15 protein-coding genes and 13 tRNA genes are annotated in these 19,875 nt (G+C 46.1%); 7 read left to right on the top strand and 21 right to left on the bottom strand.

The annotated features are described in order from the left end of the window. Positions 1–12: 12 nt before the first annotated feature. Positions 13–1,278: a peptidase T gene (pepT, locus tag AB8599_RS05690; RefSeq protein WP_407332788.1), complete on the top strand. Its 1,266-nt coding sequence runs from the start codon at positions 13–15 to the stop codon at positions 1,276–1,278. A 63-nt stretch (positions 1,279–1,341) separates the two neighbouring features. On the opposite strand, the gene AB8599_RS05685 is transcribed toward pepT, so the two are convergent. Next, on the bottom strand, positions 1,342–1,722 hold the full coding sequence (locus AB8599_RS05685; protein WP_407332787.1) for a VOC family protein: 381 nt from the start codon (positions 1,720–1,722) through the stop codon (positions 1,342–1,344). Positions 1,723–2,117: 395 nt separating this feature from the next. Between AB8599_RS05685 and AB8599_RS05680 the strand changes: the two genes are divergently transcribed. The 4 genes from AB8599_RS05680 to AB8599_RS05665 all read left to right on the top strand — a co-directional run bounded on the left by AB8599_RS05680 (position 2,118) and on the right by AB8599_RS05665 (position 5,652). Next, on the top strand, positions 2,118–2,873 hold the full coding sequence (locus AB8599_RS05680; RefSeq protein ID WP_407332786.1) for a transporter substrate-binding domain-containing protein: 756 nt from the start codon (positions 2,118–2,120) through the stop codon (positions 2,871–2,873). 245 nt (positions 2,874–3,118) lie between these two features. Then, complete coding sequence (gene corA / locus AB8599_RS05675) at positions 3,119–4,075, top strand: magnesium/cobalt transporter CorA (RefSeq protein WP_407332785.1); 957 nt, start codon at positions 3,119–3,121, stop codon at positions 4,073–4,075. Between the two features lie 232 nt (positions 4,076–4,307). After that, positions 4,308–4,838: a YbhB/YbcL family Raf kinase inhibitor-like protein gene (locus tag AB8599_RS05670; protein WP_407332784.1), complete on the top strand. Its 531-nt coding sequence runs from the start codon at positions 4,308–4,310 to the stop codon at positions 4,836–4,838. A 25-nt stretch (positions 4,839–4,863) separates the two neighbouring features. Next, positions 4,864–5,652 carry a helix-turn-helix transcriptional regulator gene (locus AB8599_RS05665; RefSeq protein WP_407332783.1) on the top strand — a complete coding sequence of 263 codons (789 nt, stop codon included), beginning with the start codon at positions 4,864–4,866 and terminating at the stop codon, positions 5,650–5,652. 159 nt (positions 5,653–5,811) lie between these two features. Here AB8599_RS05665 and AB8599_RS05660 read toward each other — a convergent pair. Next, a tRNA-Ser gene (locus AB8599_RS05660) sits at positions 5,812–5,902 on the bottom strand. 356 nt (positions 5,903–6,258) lie between these two features. Between AB8599_RS05660 and AB8599_RS05655 the strand changes: the two genes are divergently transcribed. Then, positions 6,259–6,615, top strand: coding sequence for a HopJ type III effector protein (locus AB8599_RS05655; protein ID WP_407332782.1), 357 nt, complete (start codon positions 6,259–6,261; stop codon positions 6,613–6,615). A 59-nt stretch (positions 6,616–6,674) separates the two neighbouring features. On the opposite strand, the gene AB8599_RS05650 is transcribed toward AB8599_RS05655, so the two are convergent. From AB8599_RS05650 to AB8599_RS05560, 19 genes are all read right to left on the bottom strand, one after another. Beyond that, a complete protein-coding gene (locus tag AB8599_RS05650) occupies positions 6,675–7,607 on the bottom strand; it encodes an exopolyphosphatase (protein WP_407332781.1) in 933 nt (310 codons plus the stop codon). Positions 7,608–7,777: 170 nt separating this feature from the next. Further along, a complete protein-coding gene (locus AB8599_RS05645) occupies positions 7,778–8,746 on the bottom strand; it encodes an arginine deiminase-related protein (RefSeq protein WP_407332780.1) in 969 nt (322 codons plus the stop codon). A 191-nt stretch (positions 8,747–8,937) separates the two neighbouring features. Then, a complete protein-coding gene (locus AB8599_RS05640; protein ID WP_407332779.1) occupies positions 8,938–9,432 on the bottom strand; it encodes an Lrp/AsnC family transcriptional regulator in 495 nt (164 codons plus the stop codon). A gap of 133 nt (positions 9,433–9,565) precedes the next feature. Then, the gene (locus AB8599_RS05635; protein WP_407333183.1) at positions 9,566–13,192 is read right to left on the bottom strand and encodes a zinc-dependent metalloprotease; all 3,627 of its coding nucleotides are present in this window, start codon (positions 13,190–13,192) and stop codon (positions 9,566–9,568) included. Positions 13,193–13,205: 13 nt separating this feature from the next. Continuing rightward, complete coding sequence (locus AB8599_RS05630) at positions 13,206–14,009, bottom strand: hypothetical protein (RefSeq protein WP_407332778.1); 804 nt, start codon at positions 14,007–14,009, stop codon at positions 13,206–13,208. A gap of 588 nt (positions 14,010–14,597) precedes the next feature. Next, positions 14,598–14,674, bottom strand: a tRNA-Met gene (locus AB8599_RS05625). A 75-nt stretch (positions 14,675–14,749) separates the two neighbouring features. Continuing rightward, positions 14,750–14,825: transfer RNA gene (locus AB8599_RS05620), tRNA-Gly, on the bottom strand. A 33-nt stretch (positions 14,826–14,858) separates the two neighbouring features. After that, a tRNA-Met gene (locus AB8599_RS05615) sits at positions 14,859–14,935 on the bottom strand. A gap of 75 nt (positions 14,936–15,010) precedes the next feature. Continuing rightward, a tRNA-Gly gene (locus AB8599_RS05610) sits at positions 15,011–15,086 on the bottom strand. 123 nt (positions 15,087–15,209) lie between these two features. Further along, positions 15,210–15,286 (bottom strand) — tRNA-Met (locus AB8599_RS05605). A 75-nt stretch (positions 15,287–15,361) separates the two neighbouring features. Next, positions 15,362–15,437 (bottom strand) — tRNA-Gly (locus tag AB8599_RS05600). Between the two features lie 33 nt (positions 15,438–15,470). Next, positions 15,471–15,547: transfer RNA gene (locus tag AB8599_RS05595), tRNA-Met, on the bottom strand. A 185-nt stretch (positions 15,548–15,732) separates the two neighbouring features. Beyond that, positions 15,733–15,808, bottom strand: a tRNA-Gly gene (locus AB8599_RS05590). 33 nt (positions 15,809–15,841) lie between these two features. Next, a tRNA-Met gene (locus AB8599_RS05585) sits at positions 15,842–15,918 on the bottom strand. Positions 15,919–15,983: 65 nt separating this feature from the next. Continuing rightward, positions 15,984–16,059 (bottom strand) — tRNA-Gly (locus tag AB8599_RS05580). A 33-nt stretch (positions 16,060–16,092) separates the two neighbouring features. Continuing rightward, positions 16,093–16,169 (bottom strand) — tRNA-Met (locus AB8599_RS05575). Between the two features lie 65 nt (positions 16,170–16,234). Then, a tRNA-Cys gene (locus AB8599_RS05570) sits at positions 16,235–16,308 on the bottom strand. A 172-nt stretch (positions 16,309–16,480) separates the two neighbouring features. Beyond that, entirely contained in the window at positions 16,481–17,077 is a 597-nt protein-coding gene (locus AB8599_RS05565) for an alpha-ketoglutarate-dependent dioxygenase AlkB family protein (RefSeq protein ID WP_407332777.1), read from the bottom strand. Between the two features lie 203 nt (positions 17,078–17,280). After that, positions 17,281–18,564, bottom strand: a complete 1,284-nt coding sequence (locus AB8599_RS05560) for an NAD(P)/FAD-dependent oxidoreductase (RefSeq protein WP_407332776.1) — start codon at positions 18,562–18,564, stop codon at positions 17,281–17,283. 203 nt (positions 18,565–18,767) lie between these two features. Here AB8599_RS05560 and AB8599_RS05555 point away from each other — a divergent pair, with 203 nt between their 5' ends. Next, a complete protein-coding gene (locus AB8599_RS05555) occupies positions 18,768–19,811 on the top strand; it encodes a PotD/PotF family extracellular solute-binding protein (protein ID WP_407332775.1) in 1,044 nt (347 codons plus the stop codon). Positions 19,812–19,875: the final 64 nt, after the last annotated feature.

Raw genomic sequence — 19,875 nt, 5'->3', positions numbered from 1 at the left:
TCGGAGTTAACCATGAAAATAGTTGACCGTTTCCTACAGTACACCCGCATTAACACCACCACGAACAGAGAAAATGGCGCAGCTGGTATTATGCCCTCGTCAGAAGGGCAAATGGTTTTGGCACGTCTGCTTGCCGATGAACTTGACGCGCTGGGCATGAAAGATATTGTCCTTCGTGATACCGCCATTTTGACCGCTACGCTGCCATCAAACATACCGGCAAATTTGACAGGCAATCAGCACGTTCCGACGGTTTCCTTCTTCGCGCATCTTGATACCAGCGCTGAACAAAAAAATGACACCCGCGCCCAAGTGGTTTCCTATCACGGCGGCGACATTTGCCTCAACGCCGATCTCGGCATTGCGTTGAAACAATCAGATTTTCCGGAGTTGAATAATTACGTTGGCGACGACATTTTAGTGACCGATGGAACCAGTCTTTTAGGCGCTGACGACAAAGCCGCGATTGCCGCCATCATGCATGCCCTTCAAACACTTCAAAGCAATACAGAGATCTTGCATGGTGACGTGAAAGTCGCCTTTTTGCCTGACGAAGAACAAGGCTTGCGTGGCGCAAAAGCATTTGATGTGGAAACCTTTGGCGCTGATTTCGGCTACACCTTAGATTGCTGTGGTATTGGTGAATTCGTGCATGAAAACTGGAATGCGGGTGATGCTATTGTCACCTTTACCGGCCAATCTGCTCACCCTATGTCTGCCAAAGGCAAACTCAAGAATTCACTGTTAATGGCTCATCAATTCATCAGCATGTTGCCAGCTGGAGAAGCACCGCAATATACCGAAGGGCGTGAAGGCTATTACTGGGTAAAAGAGATGTCTGGCAACAGTGCGAAAACGGTGTTGAAGCTAGATATTCGTGATTTCACTCAGCAAGGCTATCGTGATCGCATGGCGTTTTTGCAGACACTGACAAATAACTGCGTGACACTTTGGGGCGACGCTTCGGTGTCTATCCACTTGGCAGATCGCTATGAAAACGTGGCCAACAGTTTAGAAGGTGACGCCAGCTTCCCCATTGATATCGCCAAAGAAGCGTACGCGCGAAATAACATAAACATGATCGCCATTCCTATGCGCGGTGGCTACGATGGCGCGGTGTTATCCCAAAAAGGCTTACCGTGCCCGAACATTTTTACTGGCGCACACAACTTCCATTCTATATACGAATATCTGCCGGTAACGTCATTAAAAGCAGCCAGTGACGTGGTGGTTGAGGTGATCAAAATTACCGCTGAGCGAGCAAGCCACCCGCGCTAATAACACGTTGGGCTGCCGCATGAGATGGGGCAGCCCAACAAGATCATCGTGCCCGCTTTCAAATCAATTAACGAAATGAGTCGCGCAAATTTTGTTGCCTGACGGATCGCGCAAATATGCCAAATACAAGCTACGCACGCCGTTAGACCGAATACCCGGAGGCTCTTCACATAGCGCACCACCATGTGCAATACCTGCTGCATGCCACGCATCCACTTGCTCAGGGCTACTAGCCTTAAAACCAATGGTCATACCGTTACCGTGGGTTGCTGGCTCGCCATTGATCGGCTTAGTAATGCCCAGCACGCCATTTTGGTTTAAGTAAAAACAGCGACCTTTTTCGTCAATCACACCTTCTGAATATCCCAACACAACCATCGTTGCATCATAGAAAGCTTTTGATTTTTCCATGTCATTGGCGCCAATCATTACATGACTAAACATCTCTATTCCTTCCCGTTATGGTTATGGTTATGGTTATGGTTATGGTTATGAATTTGCTGTATCGAGGTTAGTTTGTCTAGTTAGCCCAGACACTGCAAGCAAATGAAAACGAATTCAGCCATTGCTTCTAGTATCGTCGAAGGTACATGGCTCTAGACCGTTTGCGAACACGCCATCTTTCTCAGTTGAACCTAATGTTAACTGATCGTGACAGCGTCACTAATTTTGTTACTTTTCGGCATTGACCATTTGCTCTCATCACACATACTGATACGACAGCCCTGTTATTTCCCCCTTTCCCGCTACGACTTACCTGTGCTCTCAATAGTTTGACCCTTGACTGCATTGATTACTGTTAGGCTCAAAGTGACACCAATCACTGCAAGGGATACGCAATGAAAAAAATGTTACTGATTGCCTCCATGGCACTGTCTGCGTTCGCGCAAGCGGATCAATTGGAGGATATTCAAGAAGCGGGCGTCATTCGCGTTGGCACGACGGGCGACTACAAGCCCTTTTCGTACTTTGATGGTACCACCTATTCTGGCTATGACATCGATGTAGCACAACATGTGGCAGACCAATTAGGGGTGAAACTTGAAATTGTTCCCACCACGTGGAAAGGGTTGGTAAGCAACCTGCAAGAAGACAAATACGACATCGCCATGGGTGGTATTACGCGTCGCATGTCTCGCCAATTGGCGGCAGAGCAAACTCAGGGCTACATGGTCTTTGGCAAGTGCTTCTTGGTCGCAGATGGGAAGGTCGAGCAGTTTGACAGCTTGGAAGAGGTCAACAAGCCCGCTGTTCGCGTGGGGGTCAACATTGGTGGCACAAATGAAAAATTCGCCGAGGACAACCTGCCCAACGCCACCGTCGTCAAGTTTAAAAACAACTTAGACGTTCCCAAGGCAGTAGCCGCTGGCGATGTGGATGTGATGGTCACGGAAACACCAGAAGGCGTTTTCTACGAGGTCACTGATGAGCGCCTTGACGCTTCACGATGCGACGACCCATTCACCCGCAGCCAGTTCGGGTATCTTATTCCTAAAGGTGAACAACGTATGCTGAATACGATTAATTTCATCATGGATGAAATGACGCTAAAAGGCGTGCAAGACGAACTGATGCAGAAAAATGATCTGAAGTAGGTGATCGCGGTTCCAGCAAAACACGCTTTCACGCTGCGTTAAATACCACGCACTGGAAGCGTGCCCTGTTGTGCATTGTTGCGCTGTACTTTGTTGTCTTTTGGCTGTGACGGTCATACCGCGCAGACCTGTCTATCTTGAAACTCTCAACGTTATGAACACACACTAATTAAAATACGCTTTCTTTTGAATAGCGGCTTTACCGCTAAATTGGCGGCGTTTTTCGCATGAGATAAGGGGTTGATATGCTGCGTTTCTTTACCATTGAATCAGGTGTGATCACCGAAATTCATGCTTATGACTTTGAAAACATGAACCAACTCATCGCCAAGGCGGCTTGGATTGATGCTCACGACCCATCCGAACATGAAAGGGAGGTGGTGAGTTCATTGCTAAAAATTGAGTTGCCAGAATCTGATGATGTGGATGAGATTGAGTCATCAGCCCGCTTTTTTGTAGACCGACGTGGTCTGCATGTTCACTCTTTGTTTCTGGCCAAAAGCGAAGGGAAGCACAACACAGTGTCCGTCGCCTGCATTTTGCAGAGCAAGCGTTTGATCACCATTCGAGATGGTGATATCGCTGATTTTCGCTTAATGCGACTTCGTGCTCGACGCGGGCAAATACGCTGCAAAGACATAGAAACCTTGCTGCTAACCATGCTGGAGCAGAAAGTCGAAAACCACGCCGATATGCTGGAAGACCTCCACGGCGAACTGGAAAAAATCAGCCATGCCGTGCTGGAAGAGGAAGATTCAGACTTGGAAGAGTGCATTAGCCAATTGGCGAGACAAGAAGACAGCAACGGGAAAGTCCGCTTGTGTCTGATGGACACCCAACGCGCCATTTCCTTTTTACTTCGTCATTTACAATCACGCGGCGAACACCGCGAAGATATGAATGAAATCGTGCGAGACATCGACGCCCTGCTCTCTCACACCACCTTTTTGTTCGACAAGATCAATTTCTTGATGGACTCGACGCAAGGCTTCATTAACATTGAACAAAACCAGATCATCAAGATCTTCTCGATAGCCGCTGTGGTCTTCCTTCCCCCTACCGTGATCGCCAGCATCTATGGCATGAACTTTGAAAACATGCCTCTGCTCTCTTGGCATTACGGCTATCCCTTCGCGCTCGGGTTGATGGTTGCGTCAGGCTTCGCGCCACTGCTGTACTTTAAAAAGAAAGGGTGGTTGTGAGGGTCAGGTGAGAACCTGAATAGTCGTCGCCATTGAATCGATTGGCAGTTGAAGCCATTGAGTGACAAACCAATAAAGCCCATCCCTACGTTTGCCATCGCAATATATATTGGCAACCGAAAACACAAAAGCTCAAAATAACGCAACTTAGATTACATTTGAGCTTTTGTGTACATCACTGCTTAGCCGTTATTGGTATTCTTGCTCTCACAAATTGCAAAGGAGAGCCACCATGAAGACCACAATTTTAATCCCACTGCTTGCCGCCATATCATTTGGCAGCCACGCACTGACATTAACCAGCAATGATATCCAAGAAGGAGCGCGAATGGCCGATACCTTCGCCTTTCAAGGGTTTGGCTGCACAGGTGATAACCTGTCACCACAACTGAGCTGGAAAGATGCACCGAAAGGGACAAAAAGCTTTGCCATTACTGCCTATGATCCCGACGCCCCGACAGGCAGCGGATGGTGGCACTGGGTCGCATTAGATATTCCATCATCGCAACAAAGCGTTGAACGCGGCGTATCGGGTAAACTGAAAGACGGCCGAGAAATGGGGAACGATTATGGCGCAATCGGTTTTGGCGGCGCTTGCCCACCAAAAGGTCATGGCATGCACCGGTATCAGTTTACAGTTTGGGCACTACCAACTGAAAAGCTTGAACTGCCAGATAACCCGTCCAATGCCCTGATTGGCTACATGCTAAATGCATCGGCACTGGACAAAGCGACACTCACTGCAACCTATGTAAGCGAATAAGTAAAAGCAAAAAGGGGGAGTGCGAATGACGAAGACTTTGGTGCAGGCGGGGCAGTTTCGCGGTGTGACTTCGCAGCCGCTTCGCAATGTGTTGATTTACGCGCCAACTATTATCTGGGTGAACCGGGGCTACAAAAAGCTCTGGTGGCAGGATAATCCTCGTCATTACGCGCAAGAAGACTGGCTGGTTGTGCCCGCCAGTCATTCTCTCACGTTTGTGAATGAACCGGCACAGACCACATTTTATTCCCGCACCCTCACCTTCCTAGAATCACCGCCCTCTGAATGGCTAGAAGATGTATCGAGCAGCGCAGCTTCAGCATCAAACGCTGTCAATAGCGAACCACGCGTCAGCGTGACGCCACAACTCGCTTACTGTTTCGAGACGCTCTACGAGATGGCAGAGAAAAACTTGTCGATTGAGACTCAGCGTCAATTCATGCATGGATTCTATGCCGAGCTAAAAGCCGCAGGATCCCTGCACCTTCTGTTTCCAAGTAAAGAAGGGTCAGTGAGAGAGCGACTCGCAAGTTATCTCAGCCTCAATCCTGGCGATCCGCACAGCATAGATACGGTTGCTACGCACTTTTCCATGAGCCCTGCCACACTGAAACGTAAGCTTGCCTCTGAAGAGACCTCCTTTAGGCAAGTGCTCACTAACATCAGGATGGTATATGCCCTTTCTTTGATGCAAAAATCACGCACTCAGCTCAATATCGCACTCGCTTGTGGGTATCAATCTGAGGTGCGTTTTGCCAGTCGTTTCAAAGATGTGTTTGGATTGACGCCAAAGCAATATGTGCAAACGCTGTAACGTTTTTGACTGCTTTCAATTGGCAACAAATTTATCGACTGACAGCAGGTATGCAACGACCAAATTGCAATAAGCAGTACCTAGCGGTTTTTTCTATTTCGGAATACGAAAAAGCCCGCTCACTCTTTGTTGTCAGAGCAGGCGGGCTTAATCTAAATTTGGCGGAGAGATAGGGATTTGAACCCTAGGAGGGCTATAAACCCTCGCCGGTTTTCAAGACCGGTGCTTTAAACCACTCAGCCATCTCTCCGTTGTTGGCGCGAATATTAACGGTCGCTCACACGGCTGTAAACTGATTTTTCTATCATTTTGCCCGTTCGATGATTTTAAGAGCAATTTGGCGATTATAACCGCAAGTTTTATCAATCAATGACTATCTACATAGAAAGTCATCAATAAACCTCATCAAACCTACTGCACCTGAAATGACGAGTTGTAAGGATTCCTCGCGCCAGCCCTTCCTTTTGCACTCTCATCCTGATAGAAGTGATAATAATATACATATCAAGTACAGTTTTTCGCGCAAATGAACCAATGTCAAAGCCAAATTATGGCTTTAATAGTGCGTATACAAACACGTCATGCTTAATAATAATTAGGATAAAAATGCAGCTTAACACTTTTCTACTCAAACTCGCCAACACGCCTGAACTCATCGAGTTTGAAGACACAATGGCGGTCATAGATGGCTTGTATGACTTCTCTCCAAGCCAATTTGTTAATGGAAACTTAACTAACAAAGCTGGGCAAAATTCTGGTTCATGCAAGATTCTTGCTTTTGGTAAGTTGCACGGGATTGATGAGCGATCAGTGCTGGCATGTTTCGGTCGATATTACAGAGAGGATGTTCTCGGTCACCCTAGCGGTAGCGATCACCAGAATATTCGTAACTTTTTAGTGACTGGCTGGAAAGGTGTTTCTTTTGATCGAGTACCGCTAACGCCTAAGTTTTCAGTGGCGTGATGATGAATACCACACAGACTCTGAAAAGAGCCTGTGTGGTTGAAAGAAAACCGTCGCTTTTATCCGTCTTGATTAATTTTCACAATCAGCTCGTCTTGTACTCGCGCAGCATTCTCATTGGGCACTTGGCAAGTCCCAGCATTTTCATGCCCACCGCCATTGTAATTCAACATCAGCTCACCAATATTCGTTGTCGATGAGCGATCAAATATTGACTTTCCACAGGCAAATACCGTGTTTTGCTTTTTCAAACCCCAAAGAACATGGACTGAAATGTTGCACTGTGGGAACACGGCATAAATCTCGAAGCGATTCCCCGCCCAAATCGGGTCTTCGTAACGAAGATCAAGAATCACTAGATTGCCACATACCGAGGCACAGCGACGAAGCTGCTCCTGAAACTTTTCTCTGTGGCTAAAATAGACGTCGACGCGTTCTTTAACGTCAGGAAGCTCCATGATCTCTGAGATTGACTTATCTCGGCAATGATCGATCAATTCCATCATGAGTTCGTAGTTTGAGATACGAAACTCTCGGAAACGACCCAAACCCGTTCGTGCATCCATGATGAAGTTCAACAAACCCCACTCTTTGGGATACAACACTTCGTCTTTGGTGTATTGGGCGGAATCGCCCTTATCCACCTCTTCCATCATCTCGTCCCATTCGCTTGGGAAGGTGTTTTCACCGCCAAAGTGCTTCCACACAACACGAGCAGCAGAAGGCGCATCAGCGTCGATGATGTAGTTTGCATTGAGGTCATGATTGCGAAGGAGCTCTGAGGCATGATGATCGATACAGAGGTGAGCATTGGCGTTGTAAGGCAGATTAGTCGTGATATCGTACTCGTTGATTTCTATTACACCGTCTTGCATATCCTTTGGGTGTACAAACTTGATCTCGTCGATCAGATCAATATGTTTGAGTAACACCGCACACACTAACCCGTCGAAATCGCTTCGGGTAATAAGACGGTATCGTCTTTCGGACATAACATTGCTCCCTCTAAAGAGGTTTGGAAAACCCCTTTTGCGCTAAATAACGTATTGTTGTTTGTTACACACTCTCTTAAGAATAAGACGAATACCCAATTGTGCAACTTGCAAACGGGATGTCGGTCACGCAGAGGATTGAACGAAAAGAAAAAAGCCGCAATGCGGCTCTATTGAGGAAGGAAATTCTCGGCGAGCATGCACCTAACGCTGCCGCCACCTATGGTTTCAATGGTGGACACGTCTATTGGCACCAGTTTTCCGTGCTTACGCAGAACTCGCTTTTGTTCTAATGTAAATGCGTTATAGGCTGACAGTGACATCGCGATCAATCGCTCTCCTTTATCGCTTCGCAACTGAAGTATATTGCCGCAGAAATGTCCCATTTGCTCTTCAGTAATCGAGACCACATCTTTGGTCTTTTTTAGCGACCCAAGCACACGGCGACGTTCAAACTCTTCAATAATTTCATCACAGATCACGGCAAAACCCTCACCCACCGCCATCATCACATTCGTGTGATAGACAGGTGCCCCTGATGACATTTGGGTATCAAAGAAAATCACATCTCGAAACCCCGCTCGACCGGCGTATTCTTGAAGTAATGTTCGATCGCATCGGACCGAAAGGGCTGCGTAAACCGTTGAGTTTGTGTGATCCATGATCATCACGCCAGTGCTTTCAAGAAACTTACTGGGGGCGCTCAGATTGCCAATTTCGCGCACTGATGGCGTTTTAAATCCTGAAGCTTCAAGCGCTGCCGTTAGTGTTTCAGGACGTACTTCCCGACGGCGGTTTTCACATGCCATTGGGAATAAATACAGATCGCCATTTGGTAGGGTTGAAAACCAATTATTTGGAAAAACAGCATCGGGCGTTTCACCTTCGCTTGGTGAATAGTTCATCACAGTCACGTTAACGCCATGACCTCGTAGTACCTCAACCATTTGATTGAATTCCTGCAGTGCTTTACCACGCACCTGAGCGTCAGACAGCGCCAATGACTTTTGGAATTCATTGTCAGCACTGGTTTCTGTATTAAATTTAAAATCAATTGGCGGCACCATCACAACAGCGTTGGTTGTGTGAACCGCTTGAGCTTGAGAGTTGATCGTATCTCTCAGAATGGGTGCGACCATAAAACACCTCAACATTTTATTAACATTATTGTTATGAGGTTTATTTTAGTCAGGGAATCGCGGGGAAGTTACCTAAATGAGACAAAAATTCCCACCCGCTTCGGGGAAATTACCTACCATAATGAAAAAATACAGGAATAATTACCATGAGGCACAGATATTGCCCGTCACTTTGTCTTAACGTATCCCATTCAAGACAAAGAAATTAGTTCAGGATTAATCCCCGCGCTTCGTTTGTACTCGGCAATCACAATTTCACTTCGCGTTTGAATCACACCAGGGAGCTGAATGATGCGGTTGGACATAAACTTCTGATAAGCCTTAATATTCTTAACACGTACTTTGACCATGGCATCGAAGTCTCCCGATAAGGAGTAACATTCTTCGATCTCTGGGATTAGCAACGCCGATTTCGCGAATTTATCAAAGATAGACAGGTTGGTTTGGTCTAAGCGCATGTGGATGAAGACAACAACATCTAAGCCAAGTTTCTCAGCGGAAATGTCCGCATGATAGCCCGCAATATACCCTTCCCTTTCTAATCTCTTAACACGCTCTGAGCAGGGTGTGGTGGTGAGGTTGACGCGCTTAGCCAGTTCCACAACGGGTAAACGGCCATTAGCTTGAAGAATGCGGAGAATTTCGATGTCTGTGCGGTCGAGTATCGAAGTAGAGTTTCCTGACATAAATCGCCTGTTCAATGCTTAGTTACGGTTTTGACATTGTAATTATTTCTACCTTTGAACAGTACACTAAAAAGCAAAAAAGCGTTGGACTTAGCGCCCAACGCTTTTGAATTAATGTATACGAAACTTGGGTTTAGTTAATAGCGTTCTTCACTAAGTAATCCCAAACACTGTCGAAGACAGGAAGATTTTCAAGAGAAGCCAGCTGGTACTGATATTGGTGGCCCAATTCAGCAAAGGTCTCTGGATCGTTGAAATCTTCTAGTGTGAATGTCGTTACTTCGACCGTCGCCAGATCTGTTCCAGCACTTTGAGCTGCAAGCATCGCTTTAAACTCGTTGGTAAACTGAATCATGTTCCAAGCGTAGGTGTTTGAAGCATCTGCAAAATAAGTTAGCCCGTTCGATCTTACGAAGGTACGAACCTCATCGCTTGTTGGACGCTCACTTCGCATAGAAATTGAGCGAGCAAAAGCAGTGTCTCTTGCATCAACATTTTCCACTACCGCTCTCATCACCATCGCATTCAGGATCGCTCGGTTAAGAGGCGTTTCCTCAAAGTGAGGTAAACCGTAGTACTTACGGACAGAGAAGCTTCCGTAAAGCGGCATACGCTCAAGAGTTTCATCCCAACTAAATGCTTTGAAGTCTCCTTTAGCTTTGTGATGAGCACCATTCTCGTCTTTGAAGTTCACATACAGTGTTTCAGTGCCGAGGATAATAGAATCTAACAGGAAGTCGCCTTTCGGATAGTATTGGAAGAAACCATCAACCAAAGCAGTCGTCTCTGGTAGTTCTAACAGCATTTTCGTTGAACGATCTGTGGAGCGACGATCGCCAATTCGTTTAGTCAAAGTCGCTGCTGCTGCCAGCTTGTCTGGCCAATGACCGATGTAATCAATGTAGTTAGAGTAATTATTTACAGGTGCAGGGCGAGGTGCCTTGCCGCTGTTGAGATATTTTCCAACTTCACCAACAACTGTGAGGCCTGATCCCAAGGTTGTTGTTACAGTCTCGTCATAACATGACGTAGGAACGTAGTTCACTGGGAAATTCATTCTGTCAGAGTAATTTCCGATGATATCCGCCAGCTTACGATATGAAATATTCCCCGTTGCATCTTCCAGTTCACACGTATGATCCGGAGTCAGAAGAATATTAACCAGCTTATCTCGCGCTTTATCAACAGCTAAAGGCGCACCACAGAATACCGCAAATGGCCACTGAGTCGCATTCGCGTCACTTGCACAGAACGCAGTGTTGGCAACTGGCAACCCTAACATCTGGATATCAGAGAGTGGGTTGGTAAATACATTGTTCTGGTACAAATCGTAAATGTGGAGCGAATTACGCCAATCGTTGAACTGTGTAATACGGCGAAGTGCATATGACATCGCAGTACTTTCAGAGAAGTTATCTGACATTCCACGAACGGTACGTGCGTAGTAACGGTCATCATAGCTCTCGAGTTTAAAGTCCATGATTTCCGAACGGTTGCGACCTTCATCGTGTCTGTTACAGTTATCATTCAAACTAACATTGCCATCAGTACAATACTCGTAACTACGTAATGGTGTTGATAGATTGTCAGCTGCTATCCCTTTGATAACACCATCGCTAACCAAGTCAGCTGGCTGCGTATATGGGTCAAGGACAGCATTGCGCAACTCTCGGTCGTAAGATGACGTGTTTAGGAATACGCTTTCGCTAGTTTGGACACCATTGTCAACTGAAACTTTTTCGGCTTCTACCTCTCGCTTATAGCCAAATCGAAGGGCTGCAAGATCATACGGTCCAAATACTGGCAGCGCGTTCAACAAAGATGGATTGTAATCCATGATCGATGAATAACCAGGAACCGTCTTCAGGCCGTGCTGTGCTAACTCCGAACTATCGAAATAGTTTGGCGCATCATTACTGCCTTTGAAGTTATGGCGCAGGCCAAAGTTGTGACCAAATTCGTGGACAAGGGTCTTAGCATAGAAAACACCCACTAAGAACAGGCTAAGCTCTTCTTGCTTTGCTTCATCAAGCTCTGACCATTTTTTCAAGTTACCGGCTTCGCCAACAGTGCCGTTCCACAATTCGTCAGACTTCCAATTGAAGGTCATGCCACCAATCGTTGTCGGAAGAGCCTTGAAAGTTGCTCCTGAACGCAGCGAAGACACAGGGTACATATTATTTTCCTGCCACAAGCGTGTTTCTAGCGCTTGCAGAGCCGCCATATCCTCATATGTCGCTTCATCTTCAACTACCAAAAGTTCTTCCTGTACAGCAAGGATTAGTTCTTGGAAAGACTCGGTTTTTAATGCTGGCTCTTTGTAGTTGCTTGTCAGGTCAAATTGATTAATTTCTTCGGCATCAATGCTTTTTTCGCTGACAATTGAAGCCGCAACATCAGACTGATTTGCGGAAGAGATCACAGGTGCTTGAACTGGGCCAGTAGTAGTCACAACAACCTGCTCTACTCTGCCAGCGTTGTAATCATCAACGATACGATCCCAAAGCCAGTAAGAAATAGAGCGAAGCACACCAGAGTACTGGTTCACATGCGCATGGACAATTTCACCAGTAACAGGGTTCACTGCTGAAGGACCATAGCCCGCCAGACCATTTTCTAAAGGTTCATCGATCAAGTTGACTACATTGTATCGAAGGTCACCAGACTGCTTCCCAGAAGGCTCATGTAAACGAATCTGTGGAGCGCCAACTTTTTCAAGCTGTGGATTGATACGATCTACAACATCTTGTGTCACGCGTTTGAAGAAAAGTGTTTCTTCATTTTGGATAAAGCTGTCAGACAGGTGATAGTCAACATATTCGAGATCAGGGTTGAAGCGATGTAGGTATTCGAACCCTTGGTCAAACTCACCACCTACGTATGAAGGGTCCGGGCGCCCAACTTCGCTAGCGAAGAAACCAAATGTATCTTCGTCACCCTTCATATAAACGATTGGTTCGTAAGTTTTTGAACGAACCAAGTCAAGAGGGACAAGAGAATAGAAGTTCGAAACCGTAAATGACAGATCGCTCATATCAAAGCCAGATTGAACCAGCCCATTGATCATACAGCGCCAGTTATTGGCAACTTTGAAGGTTGTTTCTACTTCAAAGTTGATCACACCGTCCTCAGTAACTTCATAACCTTTCCAATCACTCTGACTGTCCGTGGCGAGCTTAGTGGTACCTACTTTGGTATAACACCCACTGGCAAAAGAAAATAGTTCATTCCAAGTGTTTTCTTGAACAACCACTTTTTCGAATTCTGGAACGATGAAGCGGCGATCTCCGATTGGCACTTCGTCATTGTTAACTTTTTCTTCAGTGTTAGTGCAATCACCATAACTATCTTCTTTACATTGATAGTCTACAAACTTTACCGGTATTTCCAGAACAGGACGCTCTGAAGACTGGGTGTCAAACCATCGACCCAGTTCACCTTGGTCAATCTCGCCTTGACTGATCACATCAGGGCTGAGCATGCGAACTTGCAGATCTCCCTTTTCATCGGTTTGATCGCTGTACTCGAATGATAAAGTGACCAATTTCTCTTGACCCTGCATAAATGGAGCCATTGATACAGCGTATTTAGGAGCCTTCGCCATAGATGGCATGTACAGGTATACCTGATCTGTCTTGATCGCCGATTTTGAAGTTAGACTTTCCGGTTTAGCCAGCGTGTCATAAGCTTGGTCATCTGCCCCACATCCTGCCAGAGCAGCAGCAATGGATGCAGACAAAAATAGTCTGTTTAGTTTCATACCAAAGTCCTTTTTAGAATGAGAATGTAAGAGAAGCTGTGTAGGTCGCTTCTTTTTCATCGAAGAGGTCGATGTTTCCGAGGGTACCTCGCTCTGCATCGTAATAAGCACCAGAGTTTGACGCCGATAATGCCGCAGACAAATAATCTGTCAGGCTATAACTTGCCTTTATTTCTCCTACATATGTCCAATCACGACGGTTGCCTTGATATGTCCAGGACGTACCGCCAATTAACGTGCCTTCAAAATAGGCATCACCTAAGCCATAACCAACATTGCCGACGACAGAGACAATATTCTCTGTCAGCACTTTTCCATTCACTGTTGTTTTATATTCATGGAAATTTTTTCTGTATCGGGGTGACAAATAGAGGTCGAATCCCGCCACTTTTGCACTTACTGGTGTGTCAATTCTTACACCAGTTTGAAGTTTATCTTTACGAGAAAACTCCGAGGTAGGGAGAGTAAATTGGAGCCTTGCACCAACCTTACCCGTCTCACCAAACGCTAAAAGAGAAGATCGAGATAAGCCGAAGGCGGTATCGGTTAAAAAATCTCCTGTTTCATCTTCGTATGCGCGATAGCCGCCAGTCGTTAAATAACCACTGTACTTTTCAGAAAATTTATAATTCGCCGTTGCGCTCCAATTTAGCGATCTAACAGAGCGATAGTCATCTTTATCAAAACCATTTTGACTATAGTAAACAACCGCTCTTCCACCCCAAGCTGATTCCTCAGGGGCCTCGGCAAAAGCAGTAAACGGAAAAGTCGATAAGACCACCAAACCGCAAATACACGATAATTGTGATTTTTGCATAAATATCATCCTTGAAATTGCTTCTGAATTTAATTCAGATCTAACTCATCCCTGAGCAAGCTTTTCACTCTTATTTCGCAACGAATAAAGAAAAAAGCATTTTTGAAGCAATGCACGCCCTCGTACTACTTAACAAGTACAGACAATGCTAATCAGGATCATTGGTTTCCGATTGCTATTCAGACGCAAATCTCAAAATAAACATCTAAAGTAGAAAAAAACATTTCCGAATATTAACGAGGTTACAAACTTAAATGTGCGGAAAATAAAGCGATGATTTTGAAATTCTTACTATTAATATACAAACCACAAGATAACCGTGCAATATTTGAACACTTAGCGCTAAGCGATTTCTGACTTTATATGTATAAAAAGCAAATATAAATTCAACACTAAATATTCTGGCTAATTTTCATCGGTTTTTTCATTTGTGTAGAATGCAAAAAAGCCCAGTCAAATGACTGGGCTTTTGAATTTGGTTACAGGAGTGCGATTTGAACGGGCAAACCCTTTGCAACGGCCTGAGGGTTATGATGATAACTTCCATAAACGAAAAAAACCTGACTTTGCAGTCAGGCTTTTCGAAAGTGGTTGCGGGAGCTGGATTTGAACCAACGACCTTCGGGTTATGAGCCCGACGAGCTACCAGACTGCTCCATCCCGCGTCCGATTAATCGTTCAAAGCACGATGTAGGCTTGCTCTCCGTGAGAGCTTCATCTTTCATCACAAAAGAAGAATTTGGAGCGACACATCGGGTTCGAACCGATGACCTCAACCTTGGCAAGGTTGCGCTCTACCAGCTGAGCTAGTGTCGCAGTATCAACCGTTTTTCAACGTTTGATTAAATGTGGTTGCGGGAGCTGGATTTGAACCAACGACCTTCGGGTTATGAGCCCGACGAGCTACCAGACTGCTCCATCCCGCGTCCGATTAACCGTTCAAAGCACGATGTAGGCTTGCTCTCCGTGAGAGCTTCATCTTTCATCACAAAAGAAGAATTTGGAGCGACACATCGGGTTCGAACCGATGACCTCAACCTTGGCAAGGTTGCGCTCTACCAGCTGAGCTAGTGTCGCATTGTTACACGGCCAAAACCGAATAACGAAATGTGGTTGCGGGAGCCGGATTTGAACGGGCAAACCCTTTGCAACGGCCTGAGGGTTATGACAAAAACTTGCTATAACCTCCGAGCTTGAATTTGGTTGCGGGAGCTGGATTTGAACCAACGACCTTCGGGTTATGAGCCCGACGAGCTACCAGACTGCTCCATCCCGCGTCCGATTAATCGTTCAAAGCACGATGTAGGCTTGCTCTCCGTGAGAGCTTCATCTTTCATCACAAAAGAAGAATTTGGAGCGACACACGAGGTTCGAACTCGTGACCTCAACCTTGGCAAGGTTGCGCTCTACCAGCTGAGCTAGTGTCGCAATATCAACCGTTTTTCAACGTTTGACTAAATGTGGTTGCGGGAGCTGGATTTGAACCAACGACCTTCGGGTTATGAGCCCGACGAGCTACCAGACTGCTCCATCCCGCGTCCGATTAATCGTTCAAAGTACGATGTCAACTTGCCATGTCTAACATGGCTTCACTCTCGATAACATCGACAATGAAAATTTGGAGCGACACACGAGGTTCCCGATCTTCAAGGCTTAGGCGTGACCTCAACCTTGGCAAGGTGCCTTGCGTGTTGCACTTTCGACGACTCGAAAGGTGTAAATTTGGAGCGACACACGAGGTTCGAACTCGTGACCTCAACCTTGGCAAGGTTGCGCTCTACCAGCTGAGCTAGTGTCGCATTGTTACACAGCAAAAACCGAGTAACGAAATGTGGTTGCGGGAGCCGGATTTGAACCAACGACCTTCGGGTTATGAGCCCGACGAGCTACCAGACTGCTCCATCCCGCGTCCGATTGACCGTTCAAAGTACGGTGTGGACTTTTTTGTTACCGACAAAGTCGTTAACAAGAACTTGGAGCGACACACGAGGTTCGAACTCGTGACCTCAACCTTGGCAAGGTTGCGCTCTACCAGCTGAGCTAGTGTCGCATTGTTACACGGCCAAAACCGGATAACGAAATGTGGTTGCGGGAGCTGGATTTGAACCAACGACCTTCGGGTTATGAGCCCGACGAGCTACCAGACTGCTCCATCCCGCGTCCGATTAATCGTTCAAAGTACGATGTGAACTTTTCAAACTCCCGATAACTCGAAAGTTTCAATATGGAGGCGCGTCCCGGAGTCGAACCGAGGTACACGGATTTGCAATCCGCTGCATAGCCACTCTGCCAACGCGCCTTTGTCCATTCGCATCTGGAAATTTCTTCCCGCTGCGGTATGGGTGGGCATTCTACGGATTCACGTGATCTAGTCAACACTATTTGATAAAAAAAAGTTCGTTCGCTCAAAATCACGGCAAAGGCGACATAAATCAACCATTTCGAGCCTTTATTGGGCTGTATTTGGCCGACTAAATAATATTGCGGAAGGTGAGATTAATTCTAGGGCCTTTCATTTTCGCGGTTTTCGGGAGCGTATGCTGCCAATAACTCTGAGTTTTACCTGCCATTATGAGCAAGGAGCCTGATCCTAATTCAAACTCCCGCTTTTCTCCCGTATGAATATGTTTCAATACAAAGCGGCGACTTTCTCCAAACGTAAGCGAAGCAATACTTGGTGTTGGCCCTAGCTCTGGCTCGTTGTCTTGATGCCATCCCATATAGTCTTGACCATTGCGATAGAGATTTGCCAATACCGAGTTAAACACAGTACCGGATACCTGTTCGCATCTGGATTTCAATTGTTCGAGAAACGGGGGCAAACTCGCAGGAGAAAGAATAAGACCCGAATAGGTATAGCTACAATCACCAAACCACGCCTGTAACCGAGGTTGCAGCACTTCGCGCCCATACATTTTTATTGGGAGTTGTTGCCAAGGCAACTTTTGGCTTAATACATCAAACAGCGCACTGGCTTCGTGTTCTTCGATGAAACGAGGCTGCCAGTATAGAGCGCCATCGGGCAATGAAATCCAACCAGTCTGTTCAAATAGATAGTTCTGATACATTTCGTCTATCGCTCACCTTACTGCGACCCAGTACTGTAGCGAAAAGAAACCGCAACAGCCAAGCCGAATCTAACGTTTCAACGCAGCCTATCGATTGTCTTATGGGCCGCCGCTCAAATTGAGCCAGCTGTCTTACCCCATTGAAAAAGGGAAGCAACGCTTCCCTTCATATATACATCACAAAATTCAACACAAGCCGAAAATTACTTCGCGAGCGCGTCTTCCAGTTTCGATTTCCAGATTGCCATCGCAAGCGCAGGCTTACGCAGCACTTCTGGCGTCGGAATCCAGCCTTGTTTGATGCGAGAGAAAACATCAAAACGCCCTGCTTGACCCGCCATTGCTTCTGCAACAACACGCCCAGCAATATTAGTTAAACCTACACCGTGACCAGTGTAACCATGGGCAGTATATATATCGTTACCCAGATGTGTGATTTCAGGCATGTAGCTGCGCGTCACAGCGAACAAGCCGCCCCAATGGTATTCCATTTTCACGTCAGACAATTGCGGGAACACTTTTAGCATGCGCTGGCGCAAACGCTCTTGGCTGTCAGGATATTCACCATTAAATGGATGGTTCACACCACCAAACAAAATACGACCATCAGCCGTTGGGCGAAGGTAGTCGAGGCAGTTATTCAGATCCGACATTGCCATCTTGTTGGTGATAGGTTGACGATCGCCAAGCGGTTCAGTCACAGCGATATAAGAAGCAACTGGCAAGACTTTAGATTGCGCTTTGCGATTCAAACCATTGAGGTAGGCATTGCAGGCAAGCAAAACCTGTTTGGCTTTTACACTACCCGTGGCGGTTTTAACCGTATTAATGCCTGACCCTTTTTCAATCTTGATGACGGGGCTGTTTTCATAAATTTCTGCGCCCGCAGAGATAGCTGCCTGTGCAAGGCCAAGAGTGTAATTTAACGTATGAACGTGCCCACTATTTGGGTCAAAGAGTCCACCAAGATATCGACGCGTGTTTGCCACTTGCTCGATTTTGTCCGTATCCCACCACTGTGCGACAGGGTAGTTATAACGACCTTGCTTAAGCGCATGCCACGACTTCAGCTCTTCTTCTTGACCTTTGTTCAACGCCAGTTCGATATAGCCTTGTTGAAAGTCACAATCGATATTGAATTCTTGGATACGCTCACGAATAATATCGATAGATTCAACAGACAGATCCCACAGCTGCTTACCCCATTCAGGGCCGTAGGTTTCATCAACTTCTCGCAAACCTAGGCAGTAACCCACCAGCGCTTGCCCTCCATTGCGACCAGAGCCACCAAATGCAATGCGTTGACCTTCTAACACAACGACGCTCATTCCCTTCTTACGAAGTTCAATTGCCGCATTTGTGCCTGTCAGCCCACCACCAATAATGCAAACATCCGCTTGAATGTCGTTGGTTAATGTCGGCTGTTCTGGCAATACATTTGCCGTCGCTTGGTAGTAGCTGTCGATATACCCGTTTTCTGTCGCCATCTTGTGACTAAATCCTGCCTGAGTCGAAAAAAAGACGGCGAATAATCGCACTACTCCCCATCACTAGCAAGGATATTTAGTCCCATCAGTAACAATCAGAAATTGTTACTTTTTAATCTGATTTTTCATTGACACAGATAACAATAGTTTTGATGATGCCCGTTCAAATTTCGGCTTGGTATAGCCACACAAGGATAAACACAATGAACCTAAATCTTAAAGGGGTGAAAGCGGCGAGCATCGCACTTACCGCAACGGTTTCTTTCGGCGTTTCTGCAAACAATGAAGTACTTAACATTTACAACTGGGCGGAATACATGCCCATGGAAGTCATCGCGGCTTTCGAAAAGGAATACAGTGTTAGGGTTAACTACTCAACGTTTGAAAATAACGAATCCATGTATACCAAGCTGAAATTGCTTGACGGTAAAGGCTACGATCTTGCATTCGCATCGACGTACTTTATTGAACGTATGAGCAATGAAGGCATGTTGGCGAAAATCGATAAATCGAAAATCCCACATGTTAAAGACATTATCCCTGGCCTAATGAGCCAACCGTTTGACAAGAACAATGACTATTCGCTGCCCTACATTTGGGGCGTAACCGGCATCAGCTACAACGGTGATATCGTTGACGGCAGTAAAGTGACCCAATGGTCAGATTTGTGGAAACCAGAGTTTGCTGGCCAAATTATGTTACTTGATGACGTGCGTGACGTATTTGGTATGGCGCTAAAAGCCAAAGGCTACAGCATCAACACCACCAACGAAGCGGAAATCAAAGAAGCTTACGAAATGCTGAAAGCGCTTCGCCCAAATGTTGTGGTTTACAACTCTGATGCGCCACACGTTCCATTTGTAACGGGTGAGGTAGGCATTGGTCAGCAGTGGAATGGTAACGCCTATTTGGCACAAGCCGAGATGGATAACATTGAATTCATTTATCCCGCAGAAGGCTCAATTTTGTGGATGGACAATTTCATCATTCCAAAAGGTGCGGAGAAGATCGATCTGGCTCATCAGTTCATCGACTTCCTTTACCGCCCTGAAAACCAAGCGGCTATGGTCGAAGAGCTTGGCTACCCTGCCCCAAGTAAACGAGCCAAAGAAAAACTCTCTGCAGAATACACAGAAAACAATGTGATTTTCCCGCTTGATATCGATGTTGAAAAAGGTGAGTTCACCAATGACGTTGGTGACGCGGTTCAAATTTACAACCGCTACTGGCAACAACTGAAAAGCTAGTGACACAGCATTCGTAATGTTGACCAAAAACCGCAGATAAAACTGCGGTTTTTGTCTATTTGGA

The sequence above is a fragment of the Enterovibrio litoreus genome (genome assembly GCF_045679545.1).
Lineage (GTDB): Bacteria > Pseudomonadota > Gammaproteobacteria > Enterobacterales > Vibrionaceae > Enterovibrio.
This window is presented reverse-complemented; position numbering and strand designations above follow the sequence as displayed.

What these genes read in the sequence shown, in the direction of transcription:
- AB8599_RS05555 (WP_407332775.1), top strand. Translation starts at nt 18,768, where the DNA reads ATGAACCTAAATCTTAAAGGGGTGAAAGCGGCGAGCATCGCACTTACC.
- AB8599_RS05645 (WP_407332780.1), bottom strand. Translation starts at nt 8,746, where the DNA reads ATGGTCGCACCCATTCTGAGAGATACGATCAACTCTCAAGCTCAAGCG.
- AB8599_RS05670 (WP_407332784.1), top strand. Translation starts at nt 4,308, where the DNA reads ATGAAGACCACAATTTTAATCCCACTGCTTGCCGCCATATCATTTGGC.
- AB8599_RS05650 (WP_407332781.1), bottom strand. Translation starts at nt 7,607, where the DNA reads ATGTCCGAAAGACGATACCGTCTTATTACCCGAAGCGATTTCGACGGG.
- AB8599_RS05635 (WP_407333183.1), bottom strand. Translation starts at nt 13,192, where the DNA reads ATGAAACTAAACAGACTATTTTTGTCTGCATCCATTGCTGCTGCTCTG.
- AB8599_RS05655 (WP_407332782.1), top strand. Translation starts at nt 6,259, where the DNA reads ATGCAGCTTAACACTTTTCTACTCAAACTCGCCAACACGCCTGAACTC.
- AB8599_RS05630 (WP_407332778.1), bottom strand. Translation starts at nt 14,009, where the DNA reads ATGCAAAAATCACAATTATCGTGTATTTGCGGTTTGGTGGTCTTATCG.
- AB8599_RS05685 (WP_407332787.1), bottom strand. Translation starts at nt 1,722, where the DNA reads ATGTTTAGTCATGTAATGATTGGCGCCAATGACATGGAAAAATCAAAA.
- AB8599_RS05565 (WP_407332777.1), bottom strand. Translation starts at nt 17,077, where the DNA reads ATGTATCAGAACTATCTATTTGAACAGACTGGTTGGATTTCATTGCCC.
- pepT (WP_407332788.1), top strand. Translation starts at nt 13, where the DNA reads ATGAAAATAGTTGACCGTTTCCTACAGTACACCCGCATTAACACCACC.
- AB8599_RS05680 (WP_407332786.1), top strand. Translation starts at nt 2,118, where the DNA reads ATGAAAAAAATGTTACTGATTGCCTCCATGGCACTGTCTGCGTTCGCG.
- corA (WP_407332785.1), top strand. Translation starts at nt 3,119, where the DNA reads ATGCTGCGTTTCTTTACCATTGAATCAGGTGTGATCACCGAAATTCAT.
- AB8599_RS05560 (WP_407332776.1), bottom strand. Translation starts at nt 18,564, where the DNA reads ATGGCGACAGAAAACGGGTATATCGACAGCTACTACCAAGCGACGGCA.
- AB8599_RS05665 (WP_407332783.1), top strand. Translation starts at nt 4,864, where the DNA reads ATGACGAAGACTTTGGTGCAGGCGGGGCAGTTTCGCGGTGTGACTTCG.
- AB8599_RS05640 (WP_407332779.1), bottom strand. Translation starts at nt 9,432, where the DNA reads ATGTCAGGAAACTCTACTTCGATACTCGACCGCACAGACATCGAAATT.